The 24,884-nt window shown below is 64.8% G+C and carries 20 protein-coding genes, 1 tRNA gene and 3 pseudogenes; 16 read left to right on the top strand and 8 right to left on the bottom strand.

Annotated features, from left to right (window positions below; genetic code table 11):
• Window positions 1-486: pseudogene (locus QZ149_RS07505) on the bottom strand (nicotinate phosphoribosyltransferase); the annotation flags it as partial.
• 81 nt (window positions 487-567) lie between these two features.
• On the opposite strand from QZ149_RS07505, the gene clpS reads away from it, so the two are divergent.
• From clpS to QZ149_RS07485, 4 genes are read left to right on the top strand one after another with little or no spacing between them, the layout of a single operon-like run.
• Window positions 568-855, top strand: a complete 288-nt coding sequence (clpS, locus tag QZ149_RS07500; protein ID WP_009647808.1) for an ATP-dependent Clp protease adapter ClpS — start codon at window positions 568-570, stop codon at window positions 853-855.
• A 4-nt stretch (window positions 856-859) separates the two neighbouring features.
• A complete protein-coding gene (locus tag QZ149_RS07495; RefSeq protein ID WP_291450726.1) occupies window positions 860-1,432 on the top strand; it encodes a DUF2017 family protein in 573 nt (190 codons plus the stop codon).
• Window positions 1,433-1,449: 17 nt separating this feature from the next.
• Window positions 1,450-2,280 (top strand): glutamate racemase, encoded by an 831-nt coding sequence (gene murI, locus QZ149_RS07490; RefSeq protein WP_291450725.1) that lies wholly within the window; start codon window positions 1,450-1,452, stop codon window positions 2,278-2,280.
• Entirely contained in the window at window positions 2,277-3,077 is an 801-nt protein-coding gene (locus QZ149_RS07485) for an MBL fold metallo-hydrolase (RefSeq protein WP_291450724.1), read from the top strand. The genes murI and QZ149_RS07485 overlap by 4 nt, the downstream gene beginning before the upstream one ends.
• A 52-nt stretch (window positions 3,078-3,129) precedes the next feature.
• Here QZ149_RS07485 and QZ149_RS07480 read toward each other — a convergent pair whose 3' ends face one another.
• A complete protein-coding gene (locus tag QZ149_RS07480; protein ID WP_009647807.1) occupies window positions 3,130-4,044 on the bottom strand; it encodes a LysR family transcriptional regulator in 915 nt (304 codons plus the stop codon).
• A gap of 86 nt (window positions 4,045-4,130) precedes the next feature.
• On the opposite strand from QZ149_RS07480, the gene QZ149_RS07475 reads away from it, so the two are divergent.
• On the top strand, window positions 4,131-4,463 hold the full coding sequence (locus QZ149_RS07475; protein ID WP_291450723.1) for a hypothetical protein: 333 nt from the start codon (window positions 4,131-4,133) through the stop codon (window positions 4,461-4,463).
• 239 nt (window positions 4,464-4,702) lie between these two features.
• On the top strand, window positions 4,703-4,825 hold the full coding sequence (locus tag QZ149_RS07470; protein ID WP_291450722.1) for a hypothetical protein: 123 nt from the start codon (window positions 4,703-4,705) through the stop codon (window positions 4,823-4,825).
• A gap of 68 nt (window positions 4,826-4,893) precedes the next feature.
• Here the strand turns inward: QZ149_RS07470 and rdgB are convergent, their stop codons facing one another.
• Window positions 4,894-5,508, bottom strand: a complete 615-nt coding sequence (gene rdgB, locus QZ149_RS07465) for an RdgB/HAM1 family non-canonical purine NTP pyrophosphatase (protein WP_291450721.1) — start codon at window positions 5,506-5,508, stop codon at window positions 4,894-4,896.
• Complete coding sequence (gene rph / locus QZ149_RS07460; RefSeq protein ID WP_291450720.1) at window positions 5,505-6,272, bottom strand: ribonuclease PH; 768 nt, start codon at window positions 6,270-6,272, stop codon at window positions 5,505-5,507. The genes rdgB and rph overlap by 4 nt, the downstream gene beginning before the upstream one ends.
• Window positions 6,273-6,308: 36 nt before the next feature.
• Here rph and nudC point away from each other — a divergent pair.
• Both nudC and QZ149_RS07450 read left to right on the top strand, forming a co-directional pair.
• A pseudogene (gene nudC / locus QZ149_RS07455) lies at window positions 6,309-7,243 on the top strand (NAD(+) diphosphatase).
• A 26-nt stretch (window positions 7,244-7,269) separates the two neighbouring features.
• The gene (locus QZ149_RS07450) at window positions 7,270-9,303 is read left to right on the top strand and encodes an ATP-dependent DNA helicase UvrD2 (protein ID WP_291450719.1); all 2,034 of its coding nucleotides are present in this window, start codon (window positions 7,270-7,272) and stop codon (window positions 9,301-9,303) included.
• 1 nt (window position 9,304) lies between these two features.
• Here QZ149_RS07450 and QZ149_RS07445 read toward each other — a convergent pair whose 3' ends face one another.
• On the bottom strand, window positions 9,305-10,183 hold the full coding sequence (locus QZ149_RS07445) for a hypothetical protein (protein ID WP_291450718.1): 879 nt from the start codon (window positions 10,181-10,183) through the stop codon (window positions 9,305-9,307).
• Between the two features lie 95 nt (window positions 10,184-10,278).
• Complete coding sequence (locus QZ149_RS07440; protein ID WP_291450717.1) at window positions 10,279-11,757, bottom strand: zinc-dependent metalloprotease; 1,479 nt, start codon at window positions 11,755-11,757, stop codon at window positions 10,279-10,281.
• 126 nt (window positions 11,758-11,883) lie between these two features.
• On the opposite strand from QZ149_RS07440, the gene QZ149_RS07435 reads away from it, so the two are divergent.
• Window positions 11,884-13,065, top strand: coding sequence for a S16 family serine protease (locus tag QZ149_RS07435; RefSeq protein ID WP_291450728.1), 1,182 nt, complete (start codon window positions 11,884-11,886; stop codon window positions 13,063-13,065).
• A gap of 94 nt (window positions 13,066-13,159) precedes the next feature.
• On the opposite strand, the gene QZ149_RS07430 is transcribed toward QZ149_RS07435, so the two are convergent.
• On the bottom strand, window positions 13,160-13,729 hold the full coding sequence (locus QZ149_RS07430) for a PPA1309 family protein (RefSeq protein WP_034504592.1): 570 nt from the start codon (window positions 13,727-13,729) through the stop codon (window positions 13,160-13,162).
• Between the two features lie 175 nt (window positions 13,730-13,904).
• Between QZ149_RS07430 and QZ149_RS07425 the strand changes: the two genes are divergently transcribed.
• The 3 genes from QZ149_RS07425 (at window position 13,905) to QZ149_RS07415 (ending at window position 18,798) form a co-directional block, all read left to right on the top strand.
• Complete coding sequence (locus QZ149_RS07425) at window positions 13,905-16,961, top strand: UPF0182 family protein (protein ID WP_291450727.1); 3,057 nt, start codon at window positions 13,905-13,907, stop codon at window positions 16,959-16,961.
• Window positions 16,962-17,228: 267 nt separating this feature from the next.
• A tRNA-Met gene (locus tag QZ149_RS07420) sits at window positions 17,229-17,305 on the top strand.
• A 146-nt stretch (window positions 17,306-17,451) separates the two neighbouring features.
• The gene (locus QZ149_RS07415; RefSeq protein ID WP_291450716.1) at window positions 17,452-18,798 is read left to right on the top strand and encodes a hypothetical protein; all 1,347 of its coding nucleotides are present in this window, start codon (window positions 17,452-17,454) and stop codon (window positions 18,796-18,798) included.
• A 75-nt stretch (window positions 18,799-18,873) separates the two neighbouring features.
• Here the strand turns inward: QZ149_RS07415 and QZ149_RS07410 are convergent, their stop codons facing one another.
• Window positions 18,874-19,566 carry an MgtC/SapB family protein gene (locus QZ149_RS07410; RefSeq protein ID WP_291450715.1) on the bottom strand — a complete coding sequence of 231 codons (693 nt, stop codon included), beginning with the start codon at window positions 19,564-19,566 and terminating at the stop codon, window positions 18,874-18,876.
• A 347-nt stretch (window positions 19,567-19,913) separates the two neighbouring features.
• On the opposite strand from QZ149_RS07410, the gene QZ149_RS07405 reads away from it, so the two are divergent.
• The 4 genes and pseudogenes from QZ149_RS07405 to QZ149_RS07390 all read left to right on the top strand — a co-directional run.
• Window positions 19,914-21,419 carry an amino acid permease gene (locus QZ149_RS07405; protein WP_291450714.1) on the top strand — a complete coding sequence of 502 codons (1,506 nt, stop codon included), beginning with the start codon at window positions 19,914-19,916 and terminating at the stop codon, window positions 21,417-21,419.
• 165 nt (window positions 21,420-21,584) lie between these two features.
• Window positions 21,585-22,238, top strand: a complete 654-nt coding sequence (locus QZ149_RS07400) for a DUF4232 domain-containing protein (RefSeq protein WP_291450713.1) — start codon at window positions 21,585-21,587, stop codon at window positions 22,236-22,238.
• Window positions 22,239-22,508: 270 nt separating this feature from the next.
• The gene (locus QZ149_RS07395; RefSeq protein ID WP_291450712.1) at window positions 22,509-22,859 is read left to right on the top strand and encodes a hypothetical protein; all 351 of its coding nucleotides are present in this window, start codon (window positions 22,509-22,511) and stop codon (window positions 22,857-22,859) included.
• A 754-nt stretch (window positions 22,860-23,613) separates the two neighbouring features.
• Window positions 23,614-24,884: pseudogene (locus QZ149_RS07390) on the top strand (hypothetical protein); the annotation flags it as partial.

Genomic DNA, 24,884 nt, shown 5'->3' with positions numbered 1-24,884 from the left:
GGCGCGGCGCGCACCCATGTCCATGCAGGGGCGACCGTGGGCCGCGATTGTCATGCGCGAGGCTGCCGAGGCCACCGCGCAGTCGTGGTTGAGAATCGACAGGAGCAGCGTCTCCAGGAGCGTGCAGTCCGCGAAGGTGCCCTCAACGGTGAGCAGGGGCGAACCGGAGAAATAGCACTCGCCCTCGGCGTAGCCCCAGATGTCGCCCGAGAAACGCCACGTCGTCAGGAACTGGGCGGCCTCCTCGGAGATGATCCCCTGGTCGCGTAGCCAGTCGATCTGTTCGGCGTCGAACTCGAAGCGTTCGAGGGCCTCGAGAATACGACCGGTACCGGCCACGACGCCAAAGCGACGCGTGGCAGGCAGGCGGCGCCCGAACAGCTCAAACGTGCAGCGACGATGCGCGGTGCCGTCCTTGAGGGCGGCGTCGAGCATCGTGAGCTCGTACATATCAGTCAGCAATGAAGTAGATGTCGATGCAGGCATACTGTGAGCCTACCCTGAGAAGCGTGTCACCGGCACGCGAATTCTCTTCCATGGTCGCTCGTTTGGACCTAGGGTTGACATATGAGCATGATCGTCCAACCGGTACCGCGCACGCACGAGGCCTCTACCTCCGTGCCCCGTTGGCGTACCGTCGTATGGGACGACCCGGTCAACCTCATGAGTTACGTCACTGCCGTGTTTCGCGAGTACTTCGGCTACTCCACCTCCCGCGCTGAAGAACTCATGATGGCGGTCCACACGCGCGGGCGGGCGACTGTGTCCACGGGCGTGCGCGAGCGCGTCGAGGCCGACGTTATGGCCATGCACTCCTACGGTTTGCACGCCACCATCGAAGAGGACAGGGACTGACCCCATGGAAGCCTTCGCCTATCGCGACGGCGGCTTCTCCTCGTCGATGAGCCGCGGCGAAGCCCTCCTCCTGCGCCAACTCGCCAGCGAGGTCCTCGTGGTCCTCGACGATCCCGGCGACTTCGCCACGACCTCGTCAATGATCAACGCCGCTACCGAAACCGAACAGCGCAGGGAAGCCCCACGCGAGCGCAGCCTGCGCATGCTGCTGCCCTCCATGAGTGACGACGATGAGGACGCTGCGCGGATGCGCGCCCTCACCGAGGACCTGTTGCGCACCGAAAAATCCGTGCGGCTACGCGCGATGGTGAGCGATCTTGAACACATCACGTACGGGGGTGGAGACACGCTCGTGATCCCCTGGAACGGGGTGTGGAAGTGGCTCGCAGCGCTCAACGATATTCGGTTGGGCTTGGCCGGTGAGCTGGAGCTATCCGATCAATCCGACGCGCAGCGCATCGAAGAACTGGCGATGAGCGAGCCGACCGGAGAGCGCGCGCAGACGGTCGCCGCGATCTACATGCTCGTCACGTGGTGGCAGGACTCACTGCTGGACGCCGTGAATAAATCTCAGTAAGGAATAAGGTCGAGTACATGAATAACGCCCCGATCGGAATCTTCGACTCGGGCCTGGGTGGGCTGACGGTAGCCCGTGCGGTCATCGATAAGCTGCCCGACGAAGAGATCATCTACCTGGGCGACACCGAGCACACGCCCTACGGTCCGCGTGCGATCGCGCAGGTGCGCTCGCTGACCCTGTCCGCCCTCGACGAGCTGGCCTCGCGCGGAGTCAAAGCCCTGGTCATTGCCTGCAACACGGCGACGGCCGCCGCGCTCGCGGACGCGCGCGAGCGCTATTGGATCGACGCCGGCATCCCCGTCATTGAGGTCATCACGCCTGCGGCGCGCCAGAGCGTCATCGCCACGCGCAACCATCGCGTCGGCGTGATCGGTACGAAGGCGACCATCCAATCCGAGGCGTACCTGCGCGCGCTCGCCGCCGTTCCCGGTCTGACCGTGAGCCAGCAGGCGTGCCCTGCCTTCGTTGAGTTCGTCGAGGCCGGGGTGACTACGGGTGAGGAGATCGAATCCGTGGCCCGCGAGTACCTGACACCGCTGAAGGACGCGGGCGTGGACACCCTGATCCTGGGATGCACGCACTACCCGCTGCTGACGGGCGTTATTGGCCGCGTCATGGGCGAAGGCGTCACGCTGGTGACCTCCTCGGAGGCGACCGCGAACGTCACCTACAACGAACTGGTGGATCGCGGCCTCCTGCACGACCCGTGGCCCGCTGGCAAGGGTCCGCAGCATCAGTTCCTGGCGACGGGTGCGTCGGACACGTTCCCGCTCCTGGCTCGTCGCTTCCTGGGTCCCGAGGTGGGCACGGTGTCCCAAGTCAACACCGGTGGGGGAATCGCGTGAAGCTGACCGTTATTGGCGCGACAGGTTCCATGTCGGGCCCGCAGTCTCCCGCGTCTTCATACCTGGTGCAGGCGCGCGGCGTCGATCCCCTCTCGGGGGTGGAGCGTACCTTTTCGCTCGTGTGCGACATGGGGCCCGGCTCCTTTGGGGCGCTGTGGGTTCACGTGTGCCCGTGCGAGCTGGATGCCCTGGCGCTGTCTCACTGTCATGCCGATCACATGGGCGACATCATCTCGCTGCAGGTGTACCGCAAGTGGGGGCCGGGTTCGTGCGCGATTCGGCCCATGTCCCTGTTCGGGCCGGGCGAGACGCTCCACCGTGTGCGTCAGATCGAGGGCGCGCCTGAGGGCGAGTCCTACGAGGGTGAGTTTGCATTCACGCAGCTTCGCCTGGGCGACACCTACGATGTTGGTCCGATGACGATCCAGCCGTTCCGTGCCCTGCACCCCGTGGAGTCTTTCGGTCTTCGCATCGAGGGCCCGTCGGAGGAAGATCCTGCGCGCCGCGTCGTCCTGTTCTATACGGGTGACACCGACCTGTGCGACACGATTATTGAGGGCGCGCGCGGGGCCGATGTGCTCCTCAGCGAGGTGGGCTTCACCTCGGATGAGACCGAACCCAACATGCATATGGATGGGATCCGCGCGGGCACTCTTGCCACGCGCGCGGGCGTGGGCCGCATGATCGCCACCCACATCCAGCCGTGGACCCCGAAGACCCGGGTGGCCTCGGAGATCCGTCAGACCTGGTCGGGTCCCCTCGACTTCGCAGAAGCACGGATGGCCGTTTCCTTCTAATTCACCGTCGCCCCGGCCTTGTTCGTACGAGGCCGGGGTTACGTTGTTGCGCTCAGTCCGCCTGGGTGGCGTAGGAGTTGTGGCGCTGCCATTCAGTGAGGAAGGAGACGACGCGCGCGGGGCCACCGCCCTCGCTCCACCCGTGGTTCTTGTGCCGGAGCAGGATCTTGCGGGTACCCAGCGACGGCAGGGGGGTGATCCGCATACCAGTCCTGTGGGCACCGGCGAGCGCCATTGCCGGCAGGATCGTCGAACCCGCGCGGGCGCGCACGAGGGAGCGGGCGGCCTCGTAGGTGGTGTACAGGTGGGGTGCCCAGCTGGTGTCCGGGAACGCCTTGGTGATGCGGCGCATGACGTGGTCTCCGCTGGAACCCGGGCTGACGCGCAGCCACGTCAGGTCCGCGAGGTCCTCAATGGAACGGATCGGGGGAGCGGAATCAGGGGTGACCAACACCCACGGTTCGTCAATGAATGGAATGTCCGTGTATCCGCGCGGGGGCAAACCGGGGTCCTCGTCGCGTTCGATGACGAGGATGTCGAAGCGGCCCGTGCGCAGGGCTGCCATGCCGGGTGTCTCCTCCGTTTCCTCGATACGCAGGTCGATGCCGGGCAGAGCCTCCTCCAGGTCGGGCAGCGCCGGGATCAGGGTGGAGCGGCAGATCGTCAGGAATGCCCCCAGTGTGACCGTGCCCGTCACCTGGCCGGTCAGTGGCCTCAGGGCCTTGAGGGCTTCGGCGATGTCGGCGTTGATGCGTTCTCCGGCCTCGGCGACGATGGTGCCGGCGGGGGTCAGGATCGCTCCGGATGTCGTGCGCTCGACGAGCTTGAGGCCCACTTCTTCCTCAAGCTTTTGGATCTGCTGAGAGACCGCCGAGGGGGAGACCATGAGGATGTCCGCGGCAGCCACGATGCCGCCTTCGCGCGCGACCGACAGGAGGAACGGCAGGCGGCGAGGATCAATGTCCATGAGCACTCCATCTTTAAGTGAAACTGCAAGATAACTATAGAACCATTCAATTGTGCTTGACTAGTGGAAGGTGGACAATGAGTGCCATGACCATCTCGCACCTGGCAATCGTGATCCTCGGCTGGGTTGGCGCCGCCGCCTCCATCGCCGCCTATTACCTCGTCTCCACCAAGCGCTTCGCTCCCGACTCTCTGCGCTACCACACGTTGAATGCCTCCAGCTGCATCCTCCTGGCTCTCGCCTGCGCGTCCACGGGTGCGTGGCCATCTTTCCTGACCAACGCCATCTTCATCGGCGTCGGATTCACCATGATCTGGCGTGTGCGCGACCGCCTTGCGCGCCGTCTTCTTCAGGTCGTGCGCTTCTTCGACGTGCGGCGATTCCTTCCCCGGCGTCAGCACGTGGCGCGCGCACAATGACGTGGAGCGTGTGGGGGCGGGCTGGGGTCGCCCCCACACGCGTATGTTCCTTCCGGATTAATTAAGAACTAGATGGGTGAACAGTCAATACTGTGTCAACGTATCCCAAGGAAAAGTCTGTAAGAAACACTTCACTGAAAAATTAGAGAGAATCGATGGAAAGAGACGAGAAAAAGGGGGATCATGGGAGCACGATGCGGTGACAGATCCACCGCACGGTACTCAAAGAGGAGCACACAATGTCTCGTTTCGTCGCATCACTCCTTCAACGCCTCGCCCATCACAGCAGAATGCGCCAACAGCGCAACCCGCTGCAGTACTCGATGGACCGCCCCTTCTTCGGGAACCTCGTCGCCCGCTGATGGAGCGCCCGCCGGGCGTACACAAGTGCCGGACACCCCTTGGGTGCCCGGCACAATCATGTTGGGGACTAGCCGCGCAGGTACTCCACGATGTAAGGCATGAGCGCGCGGAAGGCGATGCCACGGTGGCTGATCGCGTTCTTCTGCTCGGCGCTCATCTGTGCGGTCGTGACCTCGAAGCCCTCGGGGACGAAGATCGGATCGTAGCCGAATCCGCCCTCGCCGCGGGGGGAGTGCGTCAGCGTGCCGCGCACCTCGCCGCGCTCGACGAACTCGCGCCCATCCGGCGTTACCAGGACAGCCGCCGACACGAAAGCGGCACCGCGGTGGCGGTCGGGCACGTCGGAGAGCTGATCAAGGAGCAGGCGCAGGTTCGCCTCGTCATCCCCGTGGGAGCCGGACCAGCGCGCGGAGAAGATGCCGGGTGCACCACCTAGCACATCCACCGTGATACCGGAGTCGTCGGCGATGGCCGCCAGGCCGGTGGCGCGAGCCAGGGCGTGGGCCTTGATCAGCGAATTTTCCTCGAAAGTTACTCCGTCCTCAACCGGGGAAGCCACGTCGAAGTCGCTCATGCGCGCCACGCAGCCGGCCTCGAAGCCCTCCCATGCGGGGGCCAAGATGGCCTCGAGTTCGCTGACCTTGTGCGCGTTGGAGGTCGCGAAGACCAAGCGCGCGTTCACGGGCGCACCTCGATGCGCTCCATGAGGGGAGCCTCGAGCGCCAGCTTCTGCGCCGCGGCGAGCCGGGCGTTACCCAGTGTCGCCAGGTCCAGCAGTTCGTTCAGCTCGTCGCGGTTGAAAGGCGCGTGCTCGGCGGTGCCCTGCACCTCGATGAAGCGGCCATCGCCTGTCTGGACGACGTTCATATCAGTCTGCGCGCGTACGTCCTCGACGTAGGGCAGGTCCAGCATGGGGGTGCCGTCGATGACGCCCACGGAGATCGCGGAGATCGAGTCAGTGAGGACGGTCGTGGAGGGCTTGAGGATGCCCTGGTCCTTCGCCCAGGTCACCGCGTCGGCCAGGGCCACGTAGGCGCCCGTGATCGCCGCGGTGCGGGTGCCGCCGTCAGCGCGCAGGACGTCACAGTCCAGGACGATGGTGTTCTCGCCGAGGGCGGCCACGTCGACGATGCCGCGCAGGGAACGTCCGATGAGGCGCGAGATCTCCTGGGTACGCCCGCCCACCTTGCCCTTGACGGACTCACGGGAGGAACGCTGCTCGGTGGCGCGCGGGAGCATCGAGTACTCGCCGGTTACCCAGCCCTCGCCGGAGTCGCGCTTCCAACGCGGCACACCTTCGGTGAAAGAGGCGACGCACAGGACGCGGGTGTTGCCGAACTCAATGAGAACGGAACCCTCGCCGGTACCTGACCAACCGCGGGTAATGGAGACGGGACGGAGCTGAGACGGGGTGCGCCCATCGGCGCGCAGGGGAGTGTTTGTCATAGTGCCTAGGGTAGCTCACCGCGTTACCGTGGAGTTATGAGTCTTGATCTACCTCTCGTCCGCGGTCACGTCGATCCGGCTGTTGCGCTGCGTGATTCCGTGGCTCCGGCTGCCCTCGTGCGCGCCGGTGAGGCCGATGTCATCGTCGTCGACCACTCCGGTTTTGTCCTCCTCGACGAGGCCGTGGCAGCATCCTCGGATACGCCGACTCTGCGTCGCCTGAGTGGAGACGAGGCCACGTGTGCGCTCGAGGGATCCACGGCCTCGTTCATCGGGGTGGCGGGCGGCCGCCCGATTGTTGCGCTCGAGACCAGCCGGGACGAGGCAGAGGGCACCTGGGAGCACTTGCGTGCGGTCGGGTGGAGGCTCGGCGGCGACGAGGCCGCCGTGGCCCTGACTGCGGTCGCGCTGGCCGGATGGCATGCTACCTACCATTTTGTGGGCGATGCGGCTCGCCCGTGTCGCTGGAGTCTGGCGGCTGGGCGGCCCGCTGCGCGTCCTGTGACCGCGTCGAGTACCCCCGCCAGGACCCGGCGATCATCGTCCTCGTCCAGGATCACGACGGGCGCGTGCTGCTCGCGCACAACGCACTGTGGAAGCCGGGTTTCGTCTCGATCATCGCCGGCTACGTCGAGGCTGGGGAATCCCCGGACGTGACGGTTGCACGTGAGGTCGCCGAGGAGGTTGGCATCGAGATTGAGACGCCCACTTACGTCGCGACCCAGCCCTGGCCCTTCGGGCGCTCGCAGATGATGGGATACCGTGCCCGCACGCGTCAGCCGCGCCCCACCCCGCAGGCGGACGGCGTCGAGATCGAGTGGGCACGCTTCTACAGCCGCGAGGAGCTGACGCGCGCGCTCGAATCCGGGGAGATCAGCGCGCCCGGACGCGCGTCCATCGCCTACGCGCTCCTCGCCGACTGGTATGCCACCGACCTGCCGAGCGGACCGGACGGCGCGGGACGCAACTGAGGGCGGGCAATGGAAGAATAGGGAGCATGAACCCCGAGGAACTGCTCGACGCCCTGGACCCCGATCAGCGCGCCGTCGCCACGCAGGTGGCCGGCCCGCTCGCCGTGCTGGCCGGCGCGGGCACAGGTAAAACGCGGGCGATCACGTATCGCATCGCCTACGGGGCTGCCGTCGGTGCTTTTGACCCCTCAAATGTGCTTGCCGTAACGTTCACGCAGCGCGCTGCCTTCGAGATGCGACACCGCCTGTCCCAGCTGGGGGTTCCCAAGGCGCAGGCACGCACCTTCCACTCCGCGGCGCTGCGCCAGCTGCGCCATTTCTGGCCCACCGTCGTTGGCGGACCACTGCCCGACGTCGTGCCGCACAAAGCCTCCCTTGTCGCCGCCGCCGCTGCCCGCCTCGGCATCGCGTTTGACCGCACGAACGTGCGCGACATCGCCGCCGAGGTCGAATGGGCGAAAGTCTCGATGATTGACGCCGCGCACTACGCCTCGCGCGTGGAACGCCTGGGAAGAGACGTACCCGCCGGGCTGGACGCGGTCGACATGGCACGCCTCCTCGACGTGTATGAGGACGCGAAAAACGAACGCGGAGTCATCGACTTCGAGGACATCCTCATCTATCTGTGTGGCATGTTGCAGGAACGCGCCGACGTCGCCTCCATCGTGCGCAAGCAGTACCGATCCTTCGTGGTCGATGAGTTTCAGGACGTCAACCTCCTCCAGGCACGCCTCCTCGACCTGTGGCTGGGTGGTCGCCACGACGTGTGCGTCGTCGGCGACGTCGCACAGACGATCTACTCCTTCACGGGCGCTTCCCCGGTCTATCTGACGGGGTTCGGACGCAAACACCCCGGTGCTCGCATCGTCGAACTGACGCGCGACTACCGTTCCACTCCGCAGATCGTGACCCTGGCCAACGACGTCCTCGCCCGCGCCACACAGCGCGACGGCACAGTGCGCCTGTCCAGCCAGCGCGACGGGGGAGCACACGTCGGATACTGCACCTACGAGGACGACCACGCCGAGGCCGAGGGAGTCGCCGCACAGATCGCTGATCTCATCGCCGGCGGCACCCAGCCCCACAACATTGCTGTCCTCATGCGCACTAACGGCCAATCCCAAGCCTTCGAGGAAGCCCTGGGCGCGCGCGGCATTCCCGTGGCCGTCGCCGGAGGAAAACCCTTCTTTGCCCGCGACGACGTGCGCACCGCAATCTCGCGCTTGCGCGCCGCGGCCACAGCCTCGGAAGAGGGAACCGTGGGAGAGGTCGTGCGCGAGGTTCTCTCCGGCGTCGGCTGGTCTCCCGAGGCCCCCTCGGCCCAAGCGGGTTCTGAGCGCTGGTCGAACATGAACGCTATCGTCGGGTGGGCCGACGACTCACAGGCACCCACGCTGGCCGCCTTCGTCGCCGAACTCGACGAGAGGATCGCTTACCAGGTTGAACCCGACAAGGAAGGCGTCGAGCTGGCCACAATCCACGCCGCCAAGGGCCTCGAGTGGGATGCAGTTTTCTTGGTTGGCCTCTCAGAGGGCCTGCTGCCCATCTCGTACGCGAAAACCCCCGAAGCCCGCGAGGAGGAACGACGCCTGCTGTACGTGGCCGTCACCCGAGCCCGCGACCTACTCACCCTGTCGTGGGCGCGCTCGCGGGGCGCGGATGGGCGAGGCAAGCGTCAGCGCAGTCGCCTCCTGGACGGCATTTGGCCCAAAGAACGGCGCTCCGGATCGTCGGCGCAGGGCGGCGGCGCGCCGAAGAAAAAGGCACGTCCCTCCACCCGTGCGCTCAACCAGGCTTTCGAGGAGGAGGCCTCGCCCCAGGCCATCGAGCTATTCGGGCGGCTCAAGGCGTGGCGCCTCGAAGTGGCCCGCTTGGCGAGCGTGCCGCCGTACACGGTCTTTACCGATCAGACGCTGCGCGACATCGCCGTGGCGATGCCGAAAAACACGACGCAGCTGCGCGTTATCCGCGGTATCGGAGACGTCAAAGTACAGCGCTTCGCGGCCCCCGTCCTCGCTCTCGTGCGCGGCGAAGAGGTCACCGTCGAGGAGGGATCCTGATCTAGCAGGCCAGCCCGCAGATTCCGCACACGCATTCGGGTGCGGGCACGGTGCGCTCGACGGTGATGGTCCCGTCCTCGTCGACGGTGGCGACCTCGGCGCACAGCCGCGCGGTGAGGTCGCCTGAGGCGAAGTCGCGTACCAGGCGCGCTATGCGCAGGGCGGCGGCGTAGTGGGCGAGCATGGAGAGGGGCCCGAGGGGCCAATTCATGAGCTCACGCAGATGTGAGAGCCGATAGGGGTCGGCCTCGGCCCGCGCGTGTTCACAACACTGGAAACAGGGGGTGACGCCCGGGATGACGAAGGGGCCGATCTCGTAGGAGTGCTCGCCGCGCGTCACTATGAGGTGCGGGACGTCGCGGACTGTCAGGTCGAAGGGGATACCGGGGTCGACGACGCGGTCGGCGGACACGAGCGCCACGTCGACGTCGCCTTGGAGGTGCAGGTGGGGTAGGGGAATCAGGGGCGCTAGATCGCGTCGTAGCGCGCGGGCGCGGGGCGTGCCGGTGAAGGACCCGCCGAAGACCCTGTCCCAGTCCTCGTCCACCAGCTGTTCGGCATCGACCGCCAGGGAGAGGCGCAGCGTATCCACGAGGGAACGCAGTGCGAGGACGGTTCCGGGTGTCGCACCGAGGACCCCCACGCGCAGGAGCACGCGACGGTCCTCATCGTCGATGAGATGAGCGCGGCTGAGCCTGGCGATGAGTTCCGGCGAGGCCTGGGCGGGTTCGGGGGATCGGGGAGAGCGAGCCTGGTTGCTCAGCCAGATCTGGTCGCTTGCGTGCAGGTTCTCCATGAGGACGTGGTGGGTTCGGTCCCCGCCGACTTGGGCGACTCCGGGGCCGCGCCACAGGACCGCCGTATTGGGTGCCAGGTTCATGATGATCTCCTTTGTTTCATGCCTGTCGAGATCATCATGAACCTGCGGACACCACTGGCGCAGCGTTTTAAAAAATCTGTGGAAAACTTGTCAGATCATTCTGCTTCATGCTTGTCTGAATCGTCCGGTGAGGTGTCTTCGGACTGGTGCTCCTGATCGCTCGAACCAGCCACGGCCTCGTCCCCGGGTTCCAGCCCTTCCGCCCAGCCGAGCGTGCCGTCAAGCAGCGAGGTGAGGGCGGCATCGATATCCGCGTCCTCCTCTGCCGCAGCTCGGCGCAGTGTCAGGAACGTGTCGGGCGTCGCCAGCTCAGTGTCGGAGGGCACCATGTCCGGGTGAGACCACAGGGCCTCACGGGCGTCACGCCCACCATCAGCTTCGACGAGCGAGAAGATCTGCGCGGCTCCGCGTGCCTGGCGCGGGCGCATCTGCAGGCCCATCAGGGTTCCGAGAATCTCCTCCGCGGGACCGCCCGACGCACGGCGCCGACGCATCATCTCGCGCAGCGCGTCCGCGTGAGGCAGGTAGGGCAGTGTCGCGCGGGCAGTGACGACCTCGACCCAGCCCTCGATGAGAGCCAACATGGTTTCCAAGCGCGTGAGAGCACGGCGCTGATCGGGCGTCATCGACAACGCAAACACGCCGCCGCTGAGCGCCGACTCGACGGACGCGGGGTCCGAGGGATCCACCGAGCGGGCCGCCTCAGAAATGGCCTCCGTGTCGATCGCGATCTGCGACGCGTAGCGCTCGACCGCGCGCACGAGGTCACCTTCCAGCCACGGCACAGACGCAAAGAGACGCCGGTGGGCAGCCTCGCGCACAGCCAGGAACTGGCGCACCTCATCGAAGGGGGCATCCAGGCCGTCGGCGAACTGCGTGACGTTGTGGGGCAGCAGGGCAGCGTGCGAGGTGTCCGACAGGGGGATGCCCGTGTCGTAGGTGCCAAACGACTCGCCGGCCAGGGCACCCAGGGCGCGCGCGAGCTGCGCGGAGAACATCATCGCCGACAGGCGGGGCATCATCTCCTGCGTCTTGCCCAACATCGCGGCCATCCCGTCGGGCAAGGGTACGTCACTATCGACGCCGCCCTCGCCGAACTGCTCGGAGAGCGCGCTGGACAGGGCGCGCGAGACATTGAGTGCTACGGGTTCGCAGATGCGCTTCCACGTGGGGATCGTGTGCTCAACCCACGCGACCTTGCTCCACACGTCGCGGGTGACGGGACCGGACGCGAAGTCCGTGACGGCGTCCAGCCACAGGTCAGCGATCGTCATCGCCTGGCGCGCTGCTTCGGCCTCGGTCGCCGTGGGAGCCTGGTCGCCGCTCATGTAGGCGGCCTGCTTGGCGCTGTCTTCCACGACGCGCCAGTTCACCGGCCCGGCCGTCGTGTTCATGAGGAACTGGAACTGACCCAGGGCCGCCTGCATGCGAGCAGGGTCAGAAAACTCGGGAGGCAAGTTCGCCGGATCGAAGCCCTGGGCCTCAAGAGCGCGGGCGGCCTCGGCGGCTGCCTCGTCTCCCAGGATGGAGCGCAGGAAATCCTCAAACGGGGTACCGGACTCGTTCTCATTCATGGCCACAGACTAGCGGGTGGGCGTTGACCCAGGCTGACAAAACCCTGCGAAAACGCTAAGAGCATAAGGGGTGGGCGTGCGCGTCAAACGCCGGTGCGACACAATTGCACGGTGAATGAAACCGAGATGACCTCGACACATGACGACGCGCTCGCCCTCCAGAACGGGGACCGGGAAGGACACGCCCCGCTTGTAAGCTGGCGGCTGGCGATGGCCTTCATCGCTCTGGTTGCGATGGCGGTGATCCTCTTCTGGGTGCCCGCTCCCTTCGTGGTCTCCAGCCCCGGGCCGACCTTTAACGTGTTGGGTTCCGCCAACGGTGAACCGATGATCGCCATCGAGGGCACTGACCCCACGACGGGGGAGGAGGTGCAGCTCGACGACGCCCAGTCGGCGTCGGTCACCGCCAAGGCGCAGCCCGGCCAGGGCCAACTGCGCATGGTCACGGTCTCCGAGGCGGGTGGCCCCGGAAACCGTCTGAACTTTGCTCAGCTGGTGGGTGCCTACTTCGACCCGCATGCCAAGATTGTCGATTACGAGTCGGTCTATCCCGCTGGAACCACCCAGGACAAGGTGAGCGACGCGCAGTCCGCCATGATGCGTAACTCGCAGACGACCTCCCAGGTCGCGGCCCTCGAGTACCTCGGCTGGGACGTCCCGGCGACTGTAACGATTGCGGGCACAACGGAAGGCTCCAACGCGGAGGGCATCGTCCAGGAAGGCGATATCCTGTTGGCGATCACGACCCCCGACGGTACGCGCCACGACATTACACGCGCCTCCACGCCCTTCACACTCATGCGAACCGTGCCCGCGGGGAGCCTCATGACGGTCACGGTCGAGCGCGATGGCGTTACCCAGGACCTGTCTTTCGACTCGATCGCCGTCTCCGCAACCGAGCCGGGTTCGAAGCTCGGCATCTACCTGACCGTCGACCCCTCCCTGCCCGTTGACATCTCCTTCAACCTGGAAGGCGTGGGCGGCCCGAGCGCCGGCATGATGTTCTCCCTTGGCATCATTGACCGCCTGACCCCGGGCGATATGACCGGGGGCAACGCGATCGCGGGCACCGGCACGATGTCCTTCGACGGCCAGGTCGGCGCAATCGGCGGCATTCAACAGAAACTGTGGGGTGCGCACGACGACGGTGCCCAGTGGTTCCTGGCCCCTGCTGAGAACTGCTCCGAGGTCGTCAGGCACGTCCCGGATGGCCTGAACGTCGTGAAGGTCTCCAACCTATCCGAGGCCGCCACAGCCGTCGCCACAATCGCGGAAGGTAACGGGGCGACCCTGCCGACCTGCGAGTAATGCTTCCTTCGCTCCCGCTGCGTGCGCTGAGGGTAGAACTGAGCCCCGACCTCGTCCCTGTCACCCAAGGAACGAGGCCGGGGCCGCTCTGTGGTTAGGCCTGCTCGTCCGTCACCGGCTCGAGGGACGCGCGCAGAGCGTCGACCAGTGCGGGAACCAGGACGGAGCCCTGCCCGACCTTGTCGTCAGAGTCGAAGGCGCGCGTGCGCAGTGCGCACCACGACTCGCCTGTGCGCATGACGCCTACGGCCAGGCGCACGTCCGTACGCGCGGGGTGGTTCGAAATGAATTCGAGGGCCTCCTCGGGATCCTCGGGGGCCTCATCCTCGACCTCCGGGGGAACCACGATGCGCTCAACCGTGAGCGCGGCACCCGGGACGGCCTCGGGCCACGCCAGATGAGCAAGTACCTGCTCAATGTCGTCGGTGTCCAGATCCTCCTGAATAATCGCGCTCAGGTGATCCTCCGAGCCATCCCACCCGCCGCGGAGCTGCTCCGCGATGTCGGCGGGCAGATTCGGGTCGGCGAGCAGCATCGCCGTGGGAACCAGCGCGTAAATCGACGGCGCATGATCCCACCCGACCCGGGCGGCACCCTTCTCAATATCAACAACCACGTTGGCCAGCGCAATCTGTCGCGCACTCGGCATCATTTCAACTGTCATAAGCCCATAATCTCACGGAGAGCGGACAAAACAGCGACGAAGAACAACGTGCCCGCCGGTAGACTGGGACATAGCTTTCGGTTTAACAGAGAGGATTGCTGTGAGCTTCCCATTTTCGGTCTTCGGATCCGATGAGCCACGCCACCCACGAGGGCCGCGAACGCCACACGTCGAGGTGAAGCTGCGCAAGCCCGGCCCCGGCACGATCACGGTTACCGCGCTCATCGCCATCATCGGCGTTATCTACGGTGCCTCGATCGTCTGGACGGAGATCCTGTGGTTCCGTCAGATGAGCGCGACTCGCGTCATCCTCACCCAGTGGGGGGCTCACATCGGCCTCTTCATACTCGGCCTGCTGGTTGCGACCGGCCTGCTGTACTTCTCCATGGCCTACGCCTACCGTCACCGCGCATCCTCTACGCGCGGGCAGGCCTCGGCGTCGCTGCGCGCCTACCAGGAGGCCCTCGAACCCGTGCGGCGCGCGGCCTTTTGGGGGGTCGCCCTCTTCTTCGGCTTTACGAATGGCGCACGCCTGGCCACCGAGTGGCGCACGCTCCTGCAATTCCTCAACGCCTCTTCCTTCCATCAGGTTGACCCCCAGTTCGGCTTGGACATTTCCTTCTTTGTGTTCGTCCTGCCTGCGATCAAAGTGCTCGTCTCCTTCCTGATGAGCGTCACCGGCATTGGTCTGGCCGCCGCCCTGGTCGTCAACTACCTGTATGGGACGATCCGCCTGGCCCCGCGCCCCCACGCCTCCAAGCACGCGCGCCTGCAGACCGGCCTCATGGCGGCCACCCTGTCCGTTTTCATTGGGATCAACTACTGGCTGGGCCGTTACGAGCTGCTCACCCAGGACTTCGGCTCCACCCACGGTGCCTTGTACTCCGACATCAACGCCAAGCTGCCCGCCCACTCCATCCTGGCGGTCATCTCCTTCCTGGTCGCTGTCCTCTTCGTTGTCGCAGCCTTCCGCGGCACGTGGCGCCTGCCTGTCACCGGCGTGGCTGTCACCGTTGTTGCCGCGCTCATCCTAGGCGGTGCCTATCCCGCCCTCATCGAGCAGTTCCGCGTGCGCCCCAACCAACGCACCCTCGAATCCCCCTACATCCAGCGCAACATTGACGCGACCCTGGCTGCCTACGGCCTCGACGACGTCGACTATCAGACGAACTATGACGCGGCCACCACGGCCTCGGCCGGCCAGTTCGACAACGCCACCCTGACCTCCCAGGTGCGTCTGCTCGACCCCAAGGTCATCACGAAGACCGTCCAGCAGCTCCAGCAATCCCGCCTGTACTACGGCTTCAACTCCGGCATGAAGGTCGACCGCTACAACGTGGGCGGCGAGCGCCGCGACACCGTCATCTCGGTGCGCGAACTCAACCTGAACGGCTTGTCCGCCGAGCAGCAGACGTGGGTCAACCAGCACACCGTCTACACGCACGGCTTCGGCGCGGTCGCCGCCTACGGCAACCAGCTGACCAGCGACGGACTGCCCTCCTACTGGGAGCAGTCTGTGCCCTCCGTCGGTGAGATGGGGCAGTACGAGGAGCGCGTCTACTTCAGCCCGGGTTCTCCCAACTATTCGATCGTCGGTGCGCCCGAAGGCGCGGCTCCCCAGGAACTCGACTACCCGGATGACACTGCCGTCGGCGGCCAGGTCTCCACGACCTTCACCGGCAACGGCGGCCCCTCCGTGGGCAATACCTGGAACAAGCTCCTGTACGCGATCAAGTTCGGCTCCACCGACTTGTTCTTCTCCTCCCAGACGAACGAGGCCTCGCAGATCCTCTACGACCGTGACCCGCTGCTGCGCGTGGCCAAGGTTGCTCCCTACCTGACGCTCGAGCAGTCCGCCTACCCGGCGGTCGTCGATATGGACGGGGACCCCTCGACCGACAAGCGCCTCGTGTGGGTGGTCGACGCTTATACGACCACGAACAACTACCCCTACGCCCAGCACGAGTCCCTCTCAGACGCGACCGTGGACTCCCAGTCCACGCAAATGGGCCAGTACGTGCAGAACAACAAGATCAACTACATGCGTAACTCCGTCAAGGCCGTCGTCGACGCCTACGACGGTTCCGTGCGTCTGTTCCGCTGGGATGATCAGGATCCGATCCTGCGTACCTGGGAGAAGATCTACCCCGGCAGCGTCGAACCTATGTCCGCAATTTCCGGCGATCTCATGAGCCACCTGCGCTACCCCGAGGACATGTTCAAGGTTCAGCGCAACCTGCTGGCCACCTACCATGTGACTGACGCGTCCGGCTTCTACTCGGGCGGTGACCGTTGGCGCCTGGCCGAGGAAACCTCGACGTACGGGGACGCCTCCGCTTCCTCGTCCTCGCAGCGCGTGGACGCCAACGGCAACCCCGTGTCCGCACCGACCTCGCTGCAACCCCCGTACTATCTGACCATGCAGATGCCCGGACAGGAGAGCGCCGAGTTCTCGCTGACCTCCGTGTTCGTGCCCGGTGGCGGCGGTGAGGGCCGTCGCGAGGCCATGGCTGGCTTCCTCGCGGTCGACTCCGAGACGGGCAGCACGCCGGGCCAGGTGCGCGAGGGCTACGGCAAGCTGCGCCTGCTCGCGCTGCCTTCGTCGACGACCGTGCCCGGCCCCGGTCAGGTGCAGAACAAGTACGACTCCGACGAGAAGATCGCCACCCAGCTGAACCTGCTCAATCAGGCTGACTCGACCGTTATTCGAGGCAACCTCCTGACCCTGCCGGTGGGCGGCGGCCTGCTCTACGTTCAGCCCGTCTACGTTCAGGGCACTGGATCGGCGTCCTACCCCGTGCTTCGCTCGGTGCTGACAGCGTTCGGCGACAAGGTCGGCTTCGCGCCCACCCTCGAGGAATCGCTACGCCAGCTCATCGCCGACGATGGGACCTCCAAGACGCCCACGCCCTCCACACCAACGGGCGACGGTGGGGGACAGCCCAGTGCGCCCGCTTCGGGTGATCCTGCTGCACAACTGAGCCAGGCTGTCACCGATGCTGCACAGGCGATGCGTGACGCTGACGCCGCGATGAGCAAGTCGGACTGGACCGCCTACGGTGAGGCACAGACTCGCCTGCACGATGCGCTCACGCGCGCTGAGGCCGCGCAGACGGCGCTCGGCACCACTTCGTCCGGTGCCGCGGCGACGCCGAGTCCGACTCCGTCGCCCACAGATGGTGCCGCGACGCCGTCGCCTTCTCCCTCCACGGAGGCGCAGAGCGGCTCATAGGCTCATGTCTTCTCACCGGCGCGCCCGGCTTCGCACCCTCAAGGGCTGCGGGCCGGGCGTTTGCCGTCGCTAGGATGGAGGCGCACATTCTGGAGCGTGCAGTCTCGCTCGAGCAATCGGGCGTGACAGAATCACACACGGAAGGATGATCAATGAGTGCGCCTCGCGTCCCTCAGCCGACGTCCAGTGCCGCCGCGTCTGGAGACCTAGCTCACGGCCGCTTTGCTTGACCTCGATTAATTCAGGTGGTAAAGTTTTAACTACCGACGCGGGGTGGAGCAGTTCGGTAGCTCGCCGGGCTCATAACCCGGAGGTCGCAGGTTCAAATCCTGTCCCCGCTACCACCAAGAACCCGGTCCCGACAGGGACCGGGTTCTTTATGTTTCAGCGCGTATCGTCCAGCGAACGTCTTGACTAGGCGAGTGTCACACGCGATAGAATTGACTGTTCGCCATCAGGAACTGCACTTTCGGGTGCGAGAGGAATACAGATGAGCACCATCGATCCGTTGCAGCTCACTGCTGCTGACATGAGTAACCCGGCGCTGAGCGCTCAGGACCTCGCGGACATCACGGCCGCGCGTGAAGACCTGCGCCCTTACGTTGCGACTCACCCGTCGCTGTACCCTGCCCTCCAGCAGTGGCTCGCCAGCCAGGGTGTCGTTCCCGCTCAGCCGCCCGCCGCGCAGCCCGCGGTTAAGGCACCCGCCGCCGAGGCCTCGGCCGAGGGACGTGAGAACGCGACCACCGAGGGCGCGCATGAGCAAGCAGTCGCTGAACCTGCTGCAGACACGAATGCTTCCGCCGCGCAGTCGGATGCGCCTCACGCCCAGCAGCCCTATGGGCAGCCACAGTATGGTGCACCCCAGGGCGCTCCTCAGGCTCAGCAGCCCTACGGACAGCCACAGTACGGCGCTCCCCAGGGCGCTCCTCAGGCTCAGCAGCCCTACGGACAGCAGCCGTATGGCGCTCCCCAGGGGCAGCCCGGTCAGCAGGGGCCGTCCGCTGGCCAGCAGCTTGGTGCCGCCGCTTCGCAGTTCGGTGCCGCCGCGAACAGCGCGTTCAATCAGTTCCAGAACGTTGTCGTTGCTGAGGCTGGCAAGGTGAGCGGTCGCTCGATTCGCGCGACCTACGCGCTGATCGGCGTTGCCGCTGCGTCGCTGCTTGTGTTTATCTCGATGCTCCTTCCCTATGTCGAGATCTCGTTCTTTGTGACTGAATCGACGTCGCTTCTCGGCGGCGGCGGTTGGTTCCCGGTCACCTTCCTGCTCCTGCTCCTCGCGAACGTCGGCGTCGGCGTCGCCTACTGGCTGACCAACCAGAAGTGGGCATTCATTTCCGTGGGCGCGGGTTCGCTCGCTCTGGGAATCATGTCGCTTATCGAGACGTTCTACATCATCGCCAACGATAACGATCTGATTGACTTCTCGATCGGCTTCTACCTGTTCCCGCTGTTCTCGATTGCTCTGGGTGCGGCTGGCGTGATCCTGCTCCTCGAGCTGAAGGAAGGCAAGGTCGCTCCTCTGAACACGGCCCCCGCCATGCTGAATCAGTTCGGCCAGCCGGGCCAGCAGGCCTACCCCGCGCAACCCGGACAGCAGTACCCGGGCCAGCAGGCCTACCCCGCGCAACCCGGACAGCAGTACCCGGGCCAGCAGGTCTACCCCGCGCAGCCCGGCTTCCAGGGCCAGCAGCAGTACCCGGGGCAGCAGGTCTACCCCGCATCGCAGGGCCAGTACGGCGCGCAGCCGCAGCAGGCTCAGCCGGAGCAGTCGGCTCAGAACCAGCAGGGGCAGACGGGTGAACAGCCTCAGAACCCCTACAGCCCTCAGGCGTGACGCTCTGAGTGAGGCATACGGGACGGGGCCCGCGGCAACAGCCGCGGGCCCCGTCCCGTTGTGTTGTGCAGTGGGCTACTCGTCGTCCTCTTCCGTGATGTCGACGCCGGCAACGCCGTCGAGGTCCGCGAGGGCCGTCACGAGCATCGAGCGTGAGAGATCTTGGCGAGTCGACGCTGTGAAGCGCGCGGTGGACGTGTGGTGGGCTGAATCGGTGCGCGTGGAGACGCCGGACACCGACCAACCCAGGGCGCTTACCTGCGTGAGGAGGGTGGAGAGCACTCCGTGTCCGGGAGTGTAGTGGACGCTGAGCGTGACCTTGTGCCCGTGGGTGCGCATGAGGATGAACTGGACGAGCGGGGTCAGCAGTGCAATGACGATGAAGTGCAGGGCAGTGCCCGCAAGGGCGAGCCACCACAGGCCAGCGCCGCAGGCCATGCCGATCGCTGCAGTTTCCCAGATGGTGGCGGCCGTCGTTAGGCCTCGGATCGCTCCGTGCCGAGTCAGGATGATGCCCGCGCCCAGGAAGCCGATGCCCGACACGATCTGCGAGGCGACGCGCGAGGGATCGTAGCGGGTGATGCCGTCGATGAGGATGTCGGAGAACCCGTACTTGGAGATGAGCATCATGAGGCAGGCGGTGAGGCCCACGATGGCCTGGGTGCGGATGCCGGCGCTCTTGCCGCGGATTTGTCGTTCGAGTCCGATGGAGGCAGACAGGACAAGGGCAAGCAGCATCCATCCGATGCTGACGAGTTGGTGCATCATGGTCTCTTCCTTCCTTAGCGCGGGAGGATCTTAGTGTAGCGACCGAGTCCGGTGGGGGCGTGGATCACGCACGAGGTCGTGGCTTGTTCCGCTCGTTTCGTGCACAGGTCGGGTGCCTGGCTGAGGGCTGACAGGGAACTCGTGCTTCGACAAGCTTCGCCTGCGTGCAAAGCCGCCAGATTGTGTGAAAAGTGTTGAGATACTGCGCCGCGTCGCACGCGCGCCGCGAGGTAAATCGCGTGAGCCAGCCACGGCCTCGTTAAAGGCCACGGAAAGAACGTCCCAATCTCGACACAAGAATTTGGGGTTAGTATGGGACTCACGATCGACAGACGAGGAACCCATTTATGGATACCCCTACTCCTGATGACATCGCCAGCGATGTACAGCAGCGCTCCGACACGCAGCTGAAACGCGGCCTGGCATCGCGCCACATGCAGATGATCGCCATCGGCGGAGCGATCGGCACCGGCCTGTTCCTGGCCTCGGGTGCCACGGTCGCGAACGCCGGCCCAGGCGGCGCGCTCCTCGCGTACGCGGCGATTGGTCTCATGGTGCTGCTCCTCATGCAGTCCCTGGGCGAGATGAGCGCGCACCAGCCGGTCGCGGGTTCGTTCCAGACCTTCGCGACAAAGTTCATTTCCCCGTCCTTTGGCTTCGCGATGGGCTGGAACTATTGGTTCAACTGGGCGGTGACGGTCGCCGCAGACCTGGTGGCCTCCGGCCTCGTGATGGCCTATTGGTTCCCGTCGGTGCCCTCGTGGATATGGGCAGTGGTGTTCCTGGTCATCGTCGTGGGACTCAACGCCCTGTCGGCGCGCGTCTACGGTGAGGCGGAGTTCTGGTTGGCAGCCATCAAGGTCGTCATCGTCATCGTGTTCGTGGTCTCCGGAGTCTTCATGATCGCGGGCGTCATGGGCACGAACTCGCCGGGCCTGTCGAATTGGACGACCGGCGATGCTCCCTTCCATAACGGTTTCGTCGGCGTCATCGCGGTGTTCATGATCGCGGGCTTCTCGTTCCAGGGCACCGAGCTCGTAGGCGTGGCCGCCGGCGAGTCTGAGAACCCGCGCCGGGACGTGCCGCGTTCGATCCGCACGGTTTTCTGGCGCATCATGTTCTTCTACATTGGCGCGATCGCGGTGATCGGCACGCTGTTGCCCTACACGGATCCGAGCCTGCTCAGCGCCGCCGATGACAGCGCCAACAATGTCGCTCAGTCGCCATTTACGCTCGTGTTCGCCCGCATGGGCATCGGCGCGGCGGCGGCCGTCATGAACGCCGTCATCCTGACGTCGATCCTGTCGGCGGGTAATTCGGGCCTGTACGCGGCCTCTCGTATGCTGCACTCGATGGCTCTCAAGCACCAGGCACCCGCAATTTTCGCGCGCGTGACGAAGGGTGGTGTACCCGGTTACGCGATGGCCGTGACGACGGTGACGGCGGCGTGCGGCTTCCTCACGCAGCTGGTTTTTGAGGACGCCTACATCTGGCTGGTCAACATCGTCGGAATCTCCGGCATCATCATGTGGCTGGGAATCGCGGTCAGTCACATCCGCTTCCGTCGCGCCTACCTGCTGCAGGGCTACCGCCTTGAAGACCTGCCGTATCGTTCCCCGTTCTTCCCGGCTGGTCCCATCATCGCCTTCATCATGTGCCTGGTCGTGATGGCGGGTCAGAACTATGAAGCCGTGCTTCACGGTCAGGTGTGGGAGGTTGCATCCTCCTACATCGGTCTGCCGCTCTTTGGCGCGGTCTGGTGGGGCTATCACCTGGTGCGTAAGGACCGGACGGTGCCGCTGGATGAGATGGACGTGGCCCCCGTCGAGATTGAGCCGGTCTCGAATAACTAAGAACGATGAGAGCCGGGCAGTGCAGACATGCGCTGCCCGGCTTCTTCACTGGATTGACGAGGCCGTGGCTCACTCACGCTTCCCGCCTCCTGCACGGCTTGTCATCACTCGGTAACTAACGGCGTGGCGGGGCGCTCATCCCGCGCATTTTCATAGGATGGGGCCATGATGACAACGCGACGCCTCCTTGCCATGACCGCCCTGTCCGCCCTTGTCTTGGGGGTGAGTGCCTGTTCGCCGAAGGATAGCCAGCCGACTTCCGGTGCCACGACCTCGGCCCCGACTCCGAGCGCCTCTGCTTCAGCCAGTGCTACGCCCACCGCACAGAGTGGCATGGACGCCCAGAGCGGGGAGACGCCCCAGAGCGCTTCGGTCGATAAAGGCAACCAGGCTCCTGAGGTTGACGTGACCAACAACGAGGCGCGTTGCGACATGACGAACCTGCAGCCCGCGGTGACGAGCAACCAGCAGATCGGTACCTCCACCTACGTCGAGCTGATCTTCACGAATGAGGGAAACTCGTGCTGGGTCAGCGGCTTCCCGCAAGTTCTTTTCGCCTCGGGCGGAGCGACCGTGTCTGAGGCGGTGCGCGACGGCGAGGATCCCGGCAACGTGTATACGATTCCTCAGGGAGGTCGCGTGGGCGTGACCCTCACGGCTGAATCCGTTGATGGCGTCGACGGCTGCACGCCTGCGACCTCCGATCAGGTCGATATCTTCAACACGAACGGTTCGGGTTCGACCAGCCTGCAGCTCTCGCTGAGCGTCTGCCAGAACATCGCTTCCGTCGCGGTCAGCCCCTATGAGCCGCAGTCCTGAGGGGTTCGCCCGTCGTCGAGCGGCAGGTGCCGACCGGGTTCCACCGCCTGGCACCTGCTGTCTATGTGTGTGACGGGCGCGCGAGGGCGGAACTCTCCGATTTTGTGTATTGCCGCCGACTCAGCTGTCAAGCAACGCCAATATACTGGCTGCCAGAGCTGATGCTGATACGCTGATCTGGTTTGAAGGGCTGCGTACCCTTCTACGCTCACTCGTGCGTGGTGATCACGCGGCGGGCAATACATCAATCAGATATGCAAGGAGACCTCCATGGGGATACGCGAAAACAAGCAGGCGTTCCAGTACGCACTGCCGTACGAGCAGGTGTTCCAGGCGGCGATGGCTGCCGTCCCGAGTGTGCCGAAGGCGACCATGATGGGGGCGGACATGAACGCGCGCTACCTCACCTTCGATACGCCCCTGACCTTCATGTCCTGGGGTGAGCGCATCATCGTCGGTTTTATCCCTCACGAGCAGGGCGTTACCGTTGAGGTTTCCTGTGCGACGAAGGGCATGCCCAACCTCATGCAGAATGGCCGTAACCGCAAGATCATCAAGCAGTTCATCGACGCGTTGTCCAGCATCGTGCAGGTGAACGGCGTCGAGGTCATCGCGTCCTGACGCATCGTGCTGCGATGTGTGCGAGGCATGACGTCGTCGCACCCGCCCCGACCGTATACGCACCAACGTGCACGCCAGATGCTCACCCTCCAGGGATTGTCCCAAAACGCAGACCACCTCGCCCACAACAGCCCATTTTTGGCATGTTTCGCAGAGGTGGTCTGCGATTTGGGCACATCATCCCTCGCTCTCGATCACCACGCCGGGGAAAATGGCGACACGAGAACACTGACATGCCAAAAGAACGCTCCTCATGCTGCAAAACCCCTGCGCTTCTCATGCGGGAGCGCAGTGAACACCACAACGAGAACTCGACGTTCTCCCAACACGTTCTGTCCGTCCTCGTAGTTGGTTACCCACCTTCAACACCGACTTTCCCGTACCAACATGCCGAAAATTCGCCTGCCAGCAACACGTAGTGTCCTACACTCCCAGGATCGGGCTGGGTACGAGGGCTGAGTGTCCCGTGCGTTTCGTTGCTCGTCAAGGGTTTGCTTACGTACTACCAGAAGAACCAGGGGGCGCTCGACCAACTGCATGCTGCCGACGACGCTTTCAAGGGATTGGCTGGTATTGCAGCCCCAAATAGTGAGTGATCCAGATGCAGCTCGGCCCGGCCCCATACGAGTATGGGGCCGTTTCTGCGTGACATGCACCTCGTAATTGCGATCTCGGTTTGGGAGTAATGATTATTTGGTGCCTGTAAGATGATGTACAGAATTCTTCTATCAGTGTTGAATGAAGGGTAGGCACCATGGCGCGCGGATACCGGGCAATTCTGGAACTGGAAGGTGCGGGAAGCGCGGTGCAGATCGCTGACCGTATCTTCCATGAGTGGGCGCACAGGAAGTATCCACGGACAGGTTCTTCCGTGCGTGTTGAATGCGATGAGGAGGGGATCTATCGTTTCGGCGAGCTCACCTCCAGGAGAGGGGAGAGGACAGAAGTCATCGCGACGAAGATGACGGAGACCTCGGAGGATAATCACTACGAGCGCCAACTTCTCGAAATGGTCGAACGGACGAGCGGCGGCAAGCAGTGGACGATGCGCGTCTATGCGATGCATGCGACCAAAGAATCCAACTACGACCAGGTCGTGTGGATTGAGGTTACCCCTCCGCGTAAGGGGGAGTGGGACGCGAAGCCGCCTGCCCTGGTCCGCGATCTTATCACCGAGGGCCACTGCCGTGACCGGGGTATGCCCCTGTCGGATTCTCTCCAATCCGTCATCGATGAGGAGCAAGTGGAGCAACTGATCAGCTGGATTCGCGATGACCGCAGACGCGCATCCGTCGTCGTGGCCGCCCCGCTCACGGATGGGAACGATTCGGAAGCACTCGAAGCGGAATTCCGGTGGAAAGACATCCTACGTTCCCTGACAAAGGATTCCCTTGGGTGCGCATCCTACTTTCTCCTCACGCCCGAGGCATACCGTGAGTTCTGCGCCCAGATCGGACAGGGGTGCGCCATGCCCAAGGGGAGCCTGAGAACGTACCTTCCTGGCTTCCGGTCAGACGAACCAGCTGACAGGCTCCGGCACAGGGTGCTCACCGCAGGCACGCTGCTGCGTGGGTACGATGAGAAAAGCAAGCGATTTCGTCCCGAACTGTCAGCCATCATTGCGCGAACGCCCTGCGAATATCTGTGGGAAAACGGCCTTGATAAGGAGCTTCGCCGGGCCCAAGCGCTCTTGGATAAGAAGCGCCTGACAGTGCCGACGTTCTACCCGCTGCGTGAGAGGGCGCGGACGGTGGAACTGCTCGACGAGAAGGTGCGTCAGCGGGTCGCCGAGTCTTTCTCCGTAGCCGCCAGCGACGCGAGGGGATCAGCCGAGGACTCGCGCGAGCCTGCTCACGAGGCGCAAGAAGAGCTCGCCCTCCAGACCCCCGAACGCGAGGTGGGGGCCGGGTCAGCGTCGTCCGAGCCCGCCACGCAGCGCGGAGAGTCTTCGCACGTGGCGTGGTATGAGCCGTTACGCCGCCTGATTCGTCGGTTCCTACCCGCGTTCAACCCGCGCTCATACAC

It is taken from the genome of Actinomyces sp. ICM47, from assembly GCF_905369875.1.
GTDB lineage: Bacteria > Actinomycetota > Actinomycetes > Actinomycetales > Actinomycetaceae > Pauljensenia.
The sequence above is the reverse complement of the archived record's forward strand: the minus strand, read 5'-3'. Positions and strand labels throughout refer to the sequence as shown.